The 13,033-nt window shown below is 57.3% G+C and carries 10 protein-coding genes; 9 read left to right on the top strand and 1 reads right to left on the bottom strand.

All coding sequences use genetic code 11. The features are described from left to right. Window positions 1–13: 13 nt before the first annotated feature. Window positions 14–946 (bottom strand): LysR family transcriptional regulator, encoded by a 933-nt coding sequence (locus QT230_RS08630; RefSeq protein WP_308321214.1) that lies wholly within the window; start codon window positions 944–946, stop codon window positions 14–16. Window positions 947–1,110: 164 nt separating this feature from the next. Here QT230_RS08630 and QT230_RS08625 point away from each other — a divergent pair, with 164 nt between their 5' ends. From QT230_RS08625 to QT230_RS08585, 9 genes are all read left to right on the top strand, one after another. Next, window positions 1,111–2,622, top strand: a complete 1,512-nt coding sequence (locus tag QT230_RS08625) for a CoA-acylating methylmalonate-semialdehyde dehydrogenase (protein WP_308321213.1) — start codon at window positions 1,111–1,113, stop codon at window positions 2,620–2,622. A gap of 26 nt (window positions 2,623–2,648) precedes the next feature. Next, window positions 2,649–4,307, top strand: a complete 1,659-nt coding sequence (locus QT230_RS08620) for a GMC family oxidoreductase N-terminal domain-containing protein (RefSeq protein ID WP_308321212.1) — start codon at window positions 2,649–2,651, stop codon at window positions 4,305–4,307. 233 nt (window positions 4,308–4,540) lie between these two features. Further along, window positions 4,541–4,744 (top strand): cold-shock protein, encoded by a 204-nt coding sequence (locus tag QT230_RS08615; RefSeq protein ID WP_007113564.1) that lies wholly within the window; start codon window positions 4,541–4,543, stop codon window positions 4,742–4,744. 235 nt (window positions 4,745–4,979) lie between these two features. Beyond that, window positions 4,980–6,749 carry an SLC13 family permease gene (locus tag QT230_RS08610; protein WP_308321211.1) on the top strand — a complete coding sequence of 590 codons (1,770 nt, stop codon included), beginning with the start codon at window positions 4,980–4,982 and terminating at the stop codon, window positions 6,747–6,749. Between the two features lie 90 nt (window positions 6,750–6,839). Further along, window positions 6,840–7,505, top strand: a complete 666-nt coding sequence (locus QT230_RS08605; protein ID WP_308321210.1) for an alpha/beta fold hydrolase — start codon at window positions 6,840–6,842, stop codon at window positions 7,503–7,505. A 46-nt stretch (window positions 7,506–7,551) separates the two neighbouring features. After that, a complete protein-coding gene (locus QT230_RS08600) occupies window positions 7,552–8,250 on the top strand; it encodes a hydrogenase subunit MbhD domain-containing protein (RefSeq protein ID WP_308321209.1) in 699 nt (232 codons plus the stop codon). After that, window positions 8,247–9,737, top strand: coding sequence for a proton-conducting transporter membrane subunit (locus QT230_RS08595; protein ID WP_308321208.1), 1,491 nt, complete (start codon window positions 8,247–8,249; stop codon window positions 9,735–9,737). Before QT230_RS08600 ends, QT230_RS08595 begins: the two co-directional genes overlap by 4 nt. Continuing rightward, the gene (locus QT230_RS08590) at window positions 9,734–11,239 is read left to right on the top strand and encodes a proton-conducting transporter membrane subunit (protein WP_308321206.1); all 1,506 of its coding nucleotides are present in this window, start codon (window positions 9,734–9,736) and stop codon (window positions 11,237–11,239) included. The genes QT230_RS08595 and QT230_RS08590 overlap by 4 nt, the downstream gene beginning before the upstream one ends. Next, window positions 11,236–13,008, top strand: coding sequence for a complex I subunit 5 family protein (locus QT230_RS08585; RefSeq protein ID WP_308321205.1), 1,773 nt, complete (start codon window positions 11,236–11,238; stop codon window positions 13,006–13,008). The genes QT230_RS08590 and QT230_RS08585 overlap by 4 nt, the downstream gene beginning before the upstream one ends. Window positions 13,009–13,033: the final 25 nt, after the last annotated feature.

Raw genomic sequence — 13,033 nt, 5'->3', positions numbered from 1 at the left:
ATTCTTTTACAAGCTAGCCGGGTCGATGTGGCCATACCTCATCCAGTGTACTCAGTGCAGCATTTACCGGCGGCTCGTTGGCGCTTTCGTGTCGCCAAATAAAGCTTAATGCACAGGGCAGGCGAATGTTGTCGGCCACGGCTAGACCACTCTCCTGGCGTTCGGTCATCGCCAGGGCATCCCGGGCCAGGCTGAGGCCAACGCCTGCGCGCACCAGGTCAAGCATGCAGGCCTCCTGGTCAACCTGGGCCATTCGATTGGGTACCGCGCCGCTTGGCCCAAGCGCCTGTTTTAATAGCCGATGGTGAGCGGAGTCTGGCGGCGTGACAATCCACGGTAGCGTCGCCAGGTGCTCCCAGCGGGTATCCATAAGCCGGTTTTCCCAGCCCGCAGGGGCAATCACATGGTAGTGAAAATGCGTTAGCTCACGCCAAGCCAGCGCCGCATGCCCTTTGCCAGGGGCGAGCTCAGAGGCTAGGCCAGGGCCGTCGCCGGGCGGTGCCAGGTAAAAGCCGACATCAAGGTCACCCTGCTCCACGCGGTTTAGCACACTGCCGCTCATGCCATGCTGAAGCTCGGTTTCCAGCTGCGGCGCACGGGCCATTAGGCGGCTTAAAAAGGCCCCCAGACGGAGAAACTCTGGGTCGACAATGGTACCGATTGAGAGTTTTCCACGCAGCGTGCTGTGCAGTGTTCCGGCGGTTTGCTCAAACGCCAAGGCGCTGGCCAGGGCTTTTTCAGCGGCAGGCAGCAGCGCATGGCCGTCGGTCGTCAAGGCAAGCCCCTGTGGGCGGCGGCTAAACAGCGTGAGGCCCAAGTTCGCCTGTAGCTGCTTCAACTTTAGGCTAATGGCGGGTTGCGTCAGGTGTAGCTGCTCAGCGGCGCGTGACACGCTGCCCGTTCGTGCAACGGCCACGAAGGCGCGCAGTGTGGCGTAGTCTTGCATGTTAGGCCTCAAATAGAACGCTGATATTAACAGAGCTTATAACTGGCTTTTGAATAACTCAATTGATCCGCTCGCTGGGCCCAGTAGGCTAGGCTTAAGGTAAATATTCTGCATAAGCTTTTTTGCATAAGCTCTCAACGTGCGTTCTTAAAACAGGTACTCCCATGACAGCAACAGCGATTCAGCACTTTATCAATGGCCAAATAAGCGCGGGTGAATCTTCACAAGCTCAGGACGTTTTCAATCCTGCCACTGGCCACGTTACCGGCCGCGTGTCGCTGGCTTCCCCGGCAGACGTCAACGCGGCGGTAGAAGCTGCTCAAGCTGCTTTTCCCGCCTGGGCTGATACGCCGCCCATTCGCCGTGCTCGGGTGATGTTCAAGTTTTTGGAACTATTAAATACCCATAAAGACGAACTGGCCGAAGCGATTACCAAAGAGCACGGCAAAGTATTCACCGATGCCCAGGGGGAAGTGGCCCGCGGTATCGATATTGTCGAATTCGCCTGTGGTATCCCGCAGCTGTTAAAGGGTGACTACACCGAACAAGTGAGTACCGGAATCGATAACTGGACGACGCGTCAGCCTTTAGGCGTCGTCGCTGGTATAACGCCGTTTAATTTCCCGGCGATGGTGCCGATGTGGATGTTCCCGCTGGCCATTGCTGCCGGTAATACGTTTATTTTGAAACCCAGCCCGCTAGACCCTAGTGCCTCGCTGCTGATGGCCGACCTGCTGAAGCAGGCGGGCCTGCCTGATGGCGTGTTTAACGTTGTGCAGGGTGACAAAAACTCGGTGGAAGCCCTTATCGATCACCCGCACGTTAAGGCGCTGTCGTTTGTGGGGTCTACGCCGATTGCCAACCTGATCTACGAGCGCGGTGCCCGCAACGGCAAGCGCATTCAAGCCTTGGGCGGCGCTAAAAACCATATGGTGGTGATGCCGGATGCGCACTTGGATAAAGCCGTCGACGCATTGATTGGCGCTGCCTACGGCTCTGCCGGTGAGCGCTGCATGGCGATTAGCGTGGCCGTATTGGTCGGCGATGTGGCGGATAAAGTCGTGCCTGCCCTGGCTGAACGTGCCAAGGCGCTGAAAGTAAAAGATGGTATGCAGCTGGATGCGGAAATGGGCCCCATTGTGACCCGTGAGGCTCATCAACGGATTACCGGCTATATCGAAAAAGGCGTGGCGGAAGGCGCCGAACTGGTGGTCGATGGCCGCCACTTTGATGCCTCAACGGCAGGTGACGACTGCGCCGATGGCTTCTGGATGGGCGGCACGCTTTTTGACAACGTCACTCCAGATATGACGATCTACAAAGAAGAAATTTTTGGCCCGGTACTGGTCTGCGTGCGAGTGCCGGATATTGCCACGGCCATTCAGTTGATTAACGATCACGAGTTCGGCAACGGCGTTAGCTGCTTTACCGAAAGCGGCACGGTGGCGCGGGAGTTTGGCCGCCGTATTCAGGTCGGTATGGTAGGCATCAATGTGCCTATTCCGGTACCCATGGCGTGGCACGGCTTTGGTGGCTGGAAGCGCTCGCTGTTTGGCGACACCCACGCTTACGGCGAAGAGGGCGTGCGCTTCTATACCAAGCAGAAATCCATCATGCAGCGCTGGTCAGACTCCATCGACGCCGGCGCTGAGTTTGTGATGCCCACGGCAAAGTAACGCCTACACGTTATGGGAGCCAACGCATGCCAGCGCCAATTAATAATAACTTCGACTATATAGTGGTAGGAGCAGGCACCGCCGGGTGCCTGATGGCCAATCGTCTTAGCGCCAATCCAAACAATAAGGTGCTGCTGATCGAAGCGGGTGGCCGCGATAACTACCACTGGATCCATATCCCGGTGGGCTATCTCTACTGCATTAATAACCCGCGCACCGACTGGCTGTTTCGCACCGAGCCAGACAAAGGGCTCAACGGCCGTTCTTTGATCTACCCACGGGGCAAAACCCTGGGCGGCTGCTCAAGCATTAATGGCATGATCTATATGCGCGGCCAGGCGCGGGACTACGACCACTGGGCCGAGGTCACCGGCGACGATGCCTGGCGCTGGGAGAGCTGTCTACCCGACTTTATCAAACACGAAGACCATTACCGCCTGGATGGGGGCGGCGATGCCGATGCCAAGCATCGCGATTTTCACGGCCACGGCGGTGAATGGCGGATCGAAAAGCAGCGCCTTAAGTGGCAGGTGCTGGATGACTTTGCCGAAGCTGCCGTGCAGGCGGGCATTCCTCGCACCGACGATTTTAACCGCGGCTCTAATGAAGGAGTGGCCTACTTTGAGGTTAATCAGCGCTCGGGCTGGCGCTGGAATACCGCTAAGGCTTTTTTGCGCCCTGCACTCAAGCGCGACAACCTGACGCTATGGCATTCCTCCCAAGTAAATCGCCTGCTGTTTGCAAATCGCGCAGAGACGCTGCAATGCACAGGCGCGGAGGTAGAGCGTGAGGGCAGCACCCTTCGTGTTGCGGCGAGCAGGGAAGTAGTGCTCTGCGCGGGCGCCATCGGCACGCCGCATCTTCTGCAGCTTTCTGGCGTAGGGCCTGCTGAGCTGCTGCGCGAACATGGCGTTGAGGTTATCCACGACCTTCCCGGCGTCGGCGAAAACCTGCAGGATCATCTGCAGATCCGATCAGTCTATAAAATCACTAATGGCAAAACCCTGAATGCCATGGCCAGTACGCTGTGGGGTAAAGCAGGCATTGGTTTGGAGTACCTACTAAAGCGCTCAGGGCCGATGAGCATGGCACCTTCTCAGCTGGGTGCTTTTACCCGTAGCTGTGAGGAGCAAACGCATCCCAATATTCAATACCACGTGCAGCCGCTAAGCCTGGAGGCCTTTGGCCAGCCGCTACACCCGTACCCGGCGATTACCGCCAGCGTGTGCAATTTGAATCCCACCAGCCGTGGCACGGTGCGATTAAAAAGCAGCGACCCGCGCCAAGCGCCCGCAATTTCGCCTAACTATTTGAGCACGCCTGAAGATCGCAAGGTGGCAGCGGACTCCCTGCGCGTTACCCGGCGTATCGCCGAGCAGTCTGCGTTTGCCAAGTACGCGCCAGAAGAGGTGAAACCAGGCGTTGAGTATCAAAGTGACGATGAGTTAGCGCGCTTGGCGGGTGATATTGGCACGACTATTTTTCACCCCGTGGGTACCACACGAATGGGCCGTGACGATGACGCCATGGCGGTGGTCGATGCGCATTTGAGAGTGCGCGGTGTGAACGGGTTGCGGGTAGCGGATGCGGGGGTAATGCCGACGATTACCAGTGGCAACACCAACTCGCCCACGCTGATGATTGCAGAGAAGGCCGCCGGGTGGATATTGGCGGAGCGTGGTTAGCGTTCACCCATCATTAGCCTTCCACCCATCACAAGGTGATATTCGGTCATGCTATCGCACGGTGTTGACGTGCAAAGCGGTTTGGCGCAAGATACGCTCAGTTGGTTAGCAAGTCGAACGTTGTCAGCAGTATAGAAGCGCCTCAAGCGTTAAATCTGGTGAAAGTCTCTTGTTCTACCCACTGCAATTCGGGTATTACCCGGTTTTAATTAGCTAAATTGAGGAACTCAATCATGGCAACTGGTACAGTTAAATGGTTCAACGACACTAAAGGTTTTGGCTTTATTTCTCCTGACGACAATGGCGACGACCTGTTCGCGCATTTCTCAGAAATTCAGGCAGAAGGCTTCAAATCCCTGCAAGACGGCCAGAAGGTTTCCTTCGACGTCACTCAGGGTAAAAAAGGCCTTCAGGCTTCTAACATCAAACCTGTTTAAGTTAATTCTTAAGCACTAAGATGTTAGCAATCATCGCGTAGCGTTGATTGACCAAAGGACCCCGCTAAGTGCGGGGTTCTTTGTGTCTGCTGTTTAGGTTTTTGCAACTTATACTTAATTCACACCTCACACGTATATTCCATTTTGATCTTTAAATGTTTCTAAAAATAACTTTTTAGAATATAAAATTAGCTTCACAATACGACCATGCTTATTTGTTAAGGATGTCGTGGTTATGTCGCTGGATGCTTGGATAGCGGTAGGGATGGTGCTCACCATCTTCCCGTTAATGGCCTTTTCACGCTTGGGGCCGGATATTATTCTGTTGGGCGCGGTTATTGTGCTAATGACGTTGGGGGTGATTGACCCCCAGCAGGCGCTAGGGGGCTTCTCCAATACCGGCCTGTTTACCGTGGCGTTCATGTATGTGCTGGTGGCCAGCATTCGAGAGACGGGCGGTATCGATCTGATCATTCGCTATGTATTAGGGCGGCCCACTAGCGAAAGAGGCGCACTGATACGCCTTGTGCTTCCGGTGGCGTCGCTAAGCGGCTTTGTTAACAACACCCCCGTAGTGGCTACCTATATTCCCGCCGTCTTGAGCTGGAGCCGACGGCTGCGCTTGTCTCCACAGCGGCTGCTGATGCCGCTTAGTTTCGCTTCTATTCTGGGTGGCACCATCACGCTGTTTGGTACCAGCACAAATCTGGTGGTACATGGGCTGTTGGTTGAGCGTTACCCTGAACTTGGTATGGGCCTGTTGGACTTAGCCTGGGTGGGTATTCCGGTGGCCGTGGTGGGGCTTACCTATCTGATTTTGCTAGGCCCGCGTTTACTGCCCGCCAGGGAAGGAGTGGCCAATGCGTTTGCCAATCCGCGCGAATTTACGATCGAAATGGAAGTCGACCCGGCGGGCGTACTGGTGGATCGCACTGTCGAAGAGGCAGGGCTACGCCACCTACAGGAGCTGTTTCTGGTCGAAATTGAGCGCGCTGGCAATGTGGTCAGCGTGGTTGGCCCCGGCGAGCAGCTCAAAGGCGGTGATCGGCTGGTATTTGCAGGCACCTCAGATGCGGCAGTTGAGTTGCAGCAAATTCGCGGCTTAATCCCCTCCCGAGATGGTACTTCCAGTTTGGAGAAGGAGTTTAAAGAGCGCCGCTTGGTTGAGGCGGTGGTGTCTGATCAGTGCCAGTTTATCGGCCAGCGCATTCGCGACGGTCACTTTAGAACTCTGTATGGGGCAGCGGTGCTGGCGATCTGCCGTGGTGGCGAACGTGTTAAGGGCAATCTGGGCCAGGTGCGGCTGCAGCCAGCCGATGTGCTGCTGCTCGAGGCGCGCCCCCCGTTTATTGAGCGGCACCGCCAGTCACGGGATTTTTTGCTGATTAGTGAACTCAATGGCGCGGCGCGGCCGATTCATGAAAAAGCGCCGCTCGCCTGGGGCCTGCTATTAGGTGCCGTGCTACTCGCCGCTTTCGGTGTGCTGAGCATGCTTAACGCGGCCATGTTGGGAGCCGCTTTGGCGCTGCTGACAGGCTGCTGTTCGGTAGGTGCTGCCAAGCGTGGCCTGGATACCCAGGTGCTGCTTACCATTGCCGCCTCCTTTGGAGTAGGGGCGGCGCTGCAGAGCTCTGGTGCTGCCGGAGTGATCGGCGGAGGAGTGTTGACCCTGGTGGCGGGTAATCCACTGCTGCTGTTAATAGGCACTTACTGCGTGGTGGCGCTGCTTACCGAACTGGTCACCAATAACGCAGCGGCGGTGATTATTTTTCCGGTGGTGATGAGTGCCGCGGAAAGCTTGGGCGTTAGCCCGATGCCCTATGTGGTGGCCGTCATGTTTGCCGCCTCGGCGAGCTTTTTAACCCCCATCGGCTATCAAACCAATTTGATGGTGTATGGCCCAGGGGGTTACCGAGTCAGCGATTTTCTACGCTTGGGCGCCGGGTTAAATATACTGACGGGTGCCATAGCGCTGACTTTAATTCCCCTGGTATGGCCTTTTTAAGTGTGCTGTGATTATTTTAGGCGCTCTCCCGCTCGCTGTTAACGCTGCTTTGCGCTAGGGTGGCGCTTTTTGCATAAGGAATACAATGTTATGACTGCTCCTGGCGAACTGATTATTGAGCCAAAAGATGGTCAACCTGCCGATGCCTGCGTGTTCATTATTCACGGCTTAGGTGCGGATGGGCACGATTTTGAACCGCTGGTGCCCGCACTGGCGTTGCCCAAAGATTCACACGTGCGCTTTATCATGCCCCATGCACCACGCCTGCCGGTGACGATTAATGGCGGCATGGTGATGCCTGCCTGGTACGATATTCTCGCCATGGACTTGGGGCGTCGGGTCGATGAGGTTCAGCTCAAGAAATCCGCTGTGCGAATCCAGGCGCTGATTCAAGAGCAGATTGACCAGGGTATCGATAGCCGGCGCATTATTGTGGCGGGTTTTTCGCAGGGTGGTGCGGTTGCTTATCATGCAGCGCTGACTTTCCCCGCGCCGCTGGGTGGCCTGTTAGCCATGTCGACCTATTTCGCAACCGCCGACAATATCGACCTTGCAGAAGCTAATCGTCAGATCCCGGTGGAAGTGCAACACGGTAATTTCGACCCCATCGTGCCTGAAAGCCTGGGTCGCAGCGGCGCCGAGCGCTTAAAAGAGATGGGCTACGCGGTCAACTACCGCCAATACCCTATGGCCCATGCGCTCTGCCCCCAGCAGGTCAATGATATCGGCAAATGGCTGGGTGCTCGCCTAAACTAAGCGCCTGTTCCTATTCGTGGCCGATGCAAGGATGTAGCGAAAACGAATGATAGCTCCCTTTGATGCGTTAGAACCTCTTGAAGCAGTCGAAATGCTGCTGGCGCTGTGCCTAACGGCGTCGGCACTAGTGTGCCTGTTTGATCGCCACTTGCTGCGTGCCTGCTGCTTTTTTGTCGCCTTTGCGGCTTCAATGACGCTAGCTTGGTGGTGGCTAGAGGCTCCCTGGCTCGCTGCTGTCGAGTTGGTACTGGGCGTTGTGCTAACCGGGGCCTGCTTTTTCTATGCCCTGGGCCACGTTTCACCCGGTGTTTCATCCCCTCTCGAGCGGGATAGATTTAGCGAGCCCTGGCCGCGGGTGGCGATGCGCGTGTTCTTGGCGCTGGCCTGGTTTGTCATGGTCGGTGCCGCCATTCGCTATGTTATCGCTGACATGGCGTATTCACCTTCACAGCATCCGCTGCTGCTGGCGGGCGTGGTGATTGCCGCCAGTGCCTTAGGGGCGTTTGCACTACACCGTCATTTGCTGCGCCGGTTGCTGGCGTTCAATATTCTCGGCTCGGGGGTATTTATGCTGCTGGCCGGTGTGGCGGGCACCTCGGCGTCTGCCCAGGTGTTAATTAGCGTTGGGCTGTTAGTCGCCTGGCTGGGGAGCATGCTGGGTGCGCTGCTGATTCGGCAGCTTTTACATCTGGAAGGGGTCGAAGCCTTAGGGCCTGACGGTAAGTCCAAGGAGAGCGCCACATGACTTGGCGCTTTGGCCTTTTCGATAGCACCTTTGAACCTCTTGCCAGCACCCATTGGGCGCTGTTAGCTGCGCTTGGCTTGCCGCTTCTAATGGGTATGCTGGCGGCACTCTTTCCTCCTAAACGAGCCTTTCCCGTTGCGCTGGCGAGCCTGCCGATATTGGTGTCCGGATGGATGCTGCTATCTGCTTATGACCAGGCGGGTCTGCTCCGCTGGCAGTGGGAAATAGCCGGTATTCTCTTGTCACTCCGCTTAAATGGGCTGAGCGTACTACTGCTGTTAATGACCCAGGTGATCGGCGTTGCTGCGGCGCTTTATACACCAGGGTACCTGCGCTTAAGCGAAACCGGGCCTTTGGCACGCTGGCTCTGGCCGCTGATGGGCGTTGTGCTGAGTGCACTCTCGTTAATTTGGCTGGCCACCGACCTGTTGACCCTTTACCTAGCGCTGGAACTGATGGGCTTGGCGGCGGTGGGTATGCTGCTGCTATCGGGAAAGGTGCCCGCGCTTGTGGCGGGAATGCGCTATTTGCTGTTGGCGCTGGTGGGCTCGCTTACCTACCTACTCGGGGTCGCGCTGATTTTAGGCCACTGGGGTCGATTGGATCTGCAGGGCTTGGCTGATGTGATAGAGCCTGGCCCGGTGGCATGGTTCGCCGCTGCCCTGATCGGCACTGGCCTGGCCTTAAAAGCCGCACTGTTTCCGCTGCATGCCTGGTTGACCCCGGTGCATGAGAGTGCCTGGACACCCGTGAGCGCGCTGCATGCCGCGCTGGTGATCAAAGCGTCGCTGTTTATACTGCTGCAGCTATGGAGCATTCTGCTGCCTGATACGTTCTACGCCCCGCGTGTTATTGCCTGGTTAGGCCTGCTGGCGATTGTATGGGGTGGGTTACTGGCGTGGCGTACCGGTTCTCTTAAAACCCTGGTGGCTTCGTCCACCGTGGCCCAGTTGGGCTACCTGATGGTGGCTTTTCCGCTGCTGCTGGGGCCGGATGTTGCGCCGCTGCCCCGGGCGTTAGCCTGGGAGGGGTTTTGGCTGCAGCTAATGGGCCACGCTTTTGCCAAAGCCGCCATGTTTATGGCCGCAGGCAACCTGATACTGGCCACTGGGGAGAGCACGCTCAAAGGCTTGGCGGGTACCAGCCGCCGTTTGCCGCTGTCACTGCTAGTGTTTGGCGTCGCCTCTATCACGCTAATGGGCCTTCCGCCCAGTGCTGGCTTTACGGCCAAATGGATGCTGCTGCAAGCGATGATCATCACACAACAGTGGTGGGCGGTGGCGGCGTTATTAACCGGCACGCTATTAACCGCGGCCTATATATTCCGCCTGTTTCGTTACTCGTTTGACGAAACGGCTCCTCGCCATCGTTACCAACCTCTGGCGCCCGGTATGGATCTGATCGCATTAACGCTGGCCCTGATTGCGTTCGCCCTGGGGCTATTGGCGCATTTCCCGCTGGAATTGATGCATGGAGGTAGCCCATGAACGCTGCCTGGTTACCGCTGACCGCTTTGGCGACCTCGCTCCTGGTGGTGGTGGTTATTTTTGCGCTGCCGGAAGACGCGAGGCGACTGCGCACGACGATCAACCTCGCGGCGGCAGTCGTTAAGATTATTCTGGTTATGTTGATGGTCAGGCGGGTAGCCGCAGGACATGAGGACATTTTTAGCTTTCAGGTAGTGGGGGGCGTTGATTTCGTTCTGCGCAGCGATGCGCTAGGGGTGATGTTCGCCGGGTTATCGTCGCTGCTGTGGCTATGCACCACGGTTTATGCCATCGGCTATTTGGAAGGTTCTGCCAACCGGAAGCGCTTTTTTGGCTTTTTCAGTCTGTGCGTGGCGAGCACCATCGGCATTGCCCTCGCCGATAACCTGTTTACCTTCCTGATTTTCTACGAAATGTTGACGCTCTCCACCTACCCGTTGGTGGTTCACAAGGGGACGCAGCAAGCCCTCAATGCGGGACGTGTCTATTTACGCTATACGCTAAGCGCCGGTGTGGTACTGCTACTGGGGGCTGTGCTGCTGTATAGCCTGACCGGGGATCAATCGTTCTCCTCAGAAGAGGGCTTGGGCGACTATGTGAACGATCACCGTGGCCTACTAACGCTGATATTTGCCTTGTTAGTCGGGGGGCTTGCAGTGAAAGCCGCCATGGTGCCGCTGCACGGTTGGCTACCCCGAGCGATGGTGGCGCCCGCGCCGGTGAGTGCGCTGCTGCACGCGGTCGCAGTGGTGAAGGCGGGGGCCTTCGGTATTCTGCGGGTGGTTTACGATCTGTTTGGCATTGAACTAAGTGTAGAGCTGGGCGTTATTACCGCGTTAGCGGTGGCGGCCTCTATTACCATTATTTATGGCTCGTTAAGGGCGATTGCCCAAGAGGAGCTCAAACCACGCCTAGCGTTTTCTACGGTCAGCCAAGTCTCCTACGTCATACTCGGTATAGGCTTATTCGGCCCGTTTGGTACCGTCGGGGCCTTGGCGCACTTGCTGCATCAGGGCTTAATGAAGATCACGCTGTTCTTCTGTGCGGGCAACTACGCCGAAGAGCTGGGGATTCATCGCATTGATGAAATGGACGGCGCTGGTAAGCGTATGCCGTTGACCAGCATTGCGTTTACTATCGGCGCGTTTGGCATGATTGGCCTTCCTCCTGTGGCGGGCTTTATTACCAAGTGGTATCTCGGGGTTGGCGCGATTCAAGCCGAGATGTACTGGGTTGTCGCCGTGCTAGTGGCAAGTAGTACGCTCAATGCCATGTACTTTTTACCCATTGTGCACCGTTTGTGGTTCCGTTCAGGGCCTGCCCATGGCAAAGGGAGTTGGCCCAAAGAGCAGCGCCTAGGTCGGTTAGAAACTCATGGCTGGTTACTTTGGCCCATGGCGTTTACCGCCATGGCCAGCCTGGGTGCTGGGCTGTTTGCCGGGCTGCCCTTTAGTCCCTTGGATTGGGCGGCGCGGGTAGCTAGCGGGGAGTACCTGCCATGATGACGTTGCTGCTTGCGCTAACATTACTCTGGCCGCTAGCCATCGTCGGTTGGACGCTATGCAACACCTATCGCATTTCCGCTGCCCGACGCGGCTATTTTTCAGCGCTATGGCTAAGCGCTGGTTGGCCAGCGCTGCTGTTAGCCTACGGCGGTGAAGCGCAGTGGACGCTGGATGCCTGGATGCTGGGCGGCGAATGGGCGCTCAACTCGTTAAGCCGCCCGTGGCTTGCGTTTACCGCGCTGCTCTGGAGCTTGGCGGCTTTTCATGCCAGGGGCTATTTTGCGGCGGAGCAGGCGAAGGCCCTGGATGGTGATCAAGACGCCGAGCGGCGCCTGTTGCGTTTGGCGCTGCTATGGCCGCTGACGCTGCTGGGCAACGTGCTGCTGATTATTGCCCAGGATATCGCCAGCTTTTATCTAGGTTTTGCGCTGATGACCTTCGCCGCCTACGCCCTGGTGGTGCATAGCGGCTCACAGGAGGCCCGGTTGGGGGCCAAGGCCTATTTGATATTAGCCGTGGTGGGTGAAGGGCTCATTCTTGGCGGCTTTCTCTGGGCGGCCGGGGAAGCCGATACGCTTACGCTACAAGGGGTACGCGAAGGTATTTTAGTCGCTGAGCAAGGCGCATGGATGGCCACTTTGCTGTGCTTGGGTTTTGGTGTGAAAGCAGGCGTTATCGGCCTGCACGTATGGCTACCACTGGCCCACCCGGTGGCACCGGCGCCCGCCAGTGCGGTACTGAGTGGGGCGATGATTAAGGCAGGGCTATTGGGCTGGATCAGTGTGCTGCCGTTAGGTGATGAGAAGGTGTCACCATCGCTCGCCCAGTTTGGCAACAGCATGTTAATCGCAGGCTTGGCAGCGGCGTTTGGCGCTGCGCTTTATGGGGTTTTTCAGCGCCATCCCAAAGCCGTGTTGGCCTACTCCAGTATCAGTCAGATGGGCATGATGACGGCGCTGGTGGCCATGGGCTTAGTGGCGCCAGACGTATGGCCGCTGCTATGGCCAGGTTTGGTACTGTTTGCTGCCCATCACGCGCTGGCCAAAGGCGCGCTGTTTATGGGCACCAGTATCAGCGAGCATCTCCCTCGCTGGCCGTTGCCGTTGGTTTGGGCGTTGCTGGCACTGCCGGGTATCTCGTTGGCGGGCGCCATTGGCGCGGGCTTGGTCAGCAAGTGGGGCGTGAAGAGTCCGCTCTATGAAATGCACCATGAATCACTGATCAAACTGCTTAGTTGGGCCGCTGTCGGGACCGCGGCACTGGTGAGTGTTGCCCTATGGCGTCAGTGGCAGCAGCGCCATCAAGGGGGCAGTAATCGAGAGCAGTGGGGCGCCTGGTTAGTCGCCATCGCCGCAGCGCTGTTAACGCCGCTGTGGCTTCCTCTTCCAGCAGGCAGCATCGAGATGCCGCCGCTTAAAGAGTGGCAAGGCATCATGTGGCCCTTTTCGGTCGGGGTGCTGTGCGCCGCGTTAGGTTGGTTAGTAACGCGCCCGCTGAAGGGTAAATCGCTCCCCGCAGGTGATCTATGGTGGCTCTACGCCGCTATAGTCGGCGCTGTGATTGTGCCGATACGTTGGTTCGGGCACTACTGCGCCCAGGTGAAAGCGGCGAGCGTGGCAAGCGCACAAAAAATCGAAGCAACGTTGATGGGGCATTTAGCGCGGCTGTTGTCGGCCGAGTCTTGGCTGCGTCACCATGCCAGTGGCTTGATGATGGTGCTTGCCGTATTGCTCGCGGCGCTACTAATGTGGGAAGGCCAACGATGAGACGACTGTTTGCAATGTGCTTGTC

This window comes from Halomonas sp. SpR8 (genome assembly GCF_031010195.1).
In the GTDB taxonomy this organism is placed as follows: Bacteria; Pseudomonadota; Gammaproteobacteria; order Pseudomonadales; family Halomonadaceae; genus Vreelandella.
This window is presented reverse-complemented; position numbering and strand designations above follow the sequence as displayed.

Coding starts and splice junctions, on each gene's coding strand:
- QT230_RS08605 (WP_308321210.1), top strand. CDS start 6,840: ATGACTGCTCCTGGCGAACTGATTATTGAGCCAAAAGATGGTCAACCT.
- QT230_RS08620 (WP_308321212.1), top strand. CDS start 2,649: ATGCCAGCGCCAATTAATAATAACTTCGACTATATAGTGGTAGGAGCA.
- QT230_RS08585 (WP_308321205.1), top strand. CDS start 11,236: ATGATGACGTTGCTGCTTGCGCTAACATTACTCTGGCCGCTAGCCATC.
- QT230_RS08630 (WP_308321214.1), bottom strand. CDS start 946: ATGCAAGACTACGCCACACTGCGCGCCTTCGTGGCCGTTGCACGAACG.
- QT230_RS08595 (WP_308321208.1), top strand. CDS start 8,247: ATGACTTGGCGCTTTGGCCTTTTCGATAGCACCTTTGAACCTCTTGCC.
- QT230_RS08590 (WP_308321206.1), top strand. CDS start 9,734: ATGAACGCTGCCTGGTTACCGCTGACCGCTTTGGCGACCTCGCTCCTG.
- QT230_RS08610 (WP_308321211.1), top strand. CDS start 4,980: ATGTCGCTGGATGCTTGGATAGCGGTAGGGATGGTGCTCACCATCTTC.
- QT230_RS08615 (WP_007113564.1), top strand. CDS start 4,541: ATGGCAACTGGTACAGTTAAATGGTTCAACGACACTAAAGGTTTTGGC.
- QT230_RS08625 (WP_308321213.1), top strand. CDS start 1,111: ATGACAGCAACAGCGATTCAGCACTTTATCAATGGCCAAATAAGCGCG.
- QT230_RS08600 (WP_308321209.1), top strand. CDS start 7,552: ATGATAGCTCCCTTTGATGCGTTAGAACCTCTTGAAGCAGTCGAAATG.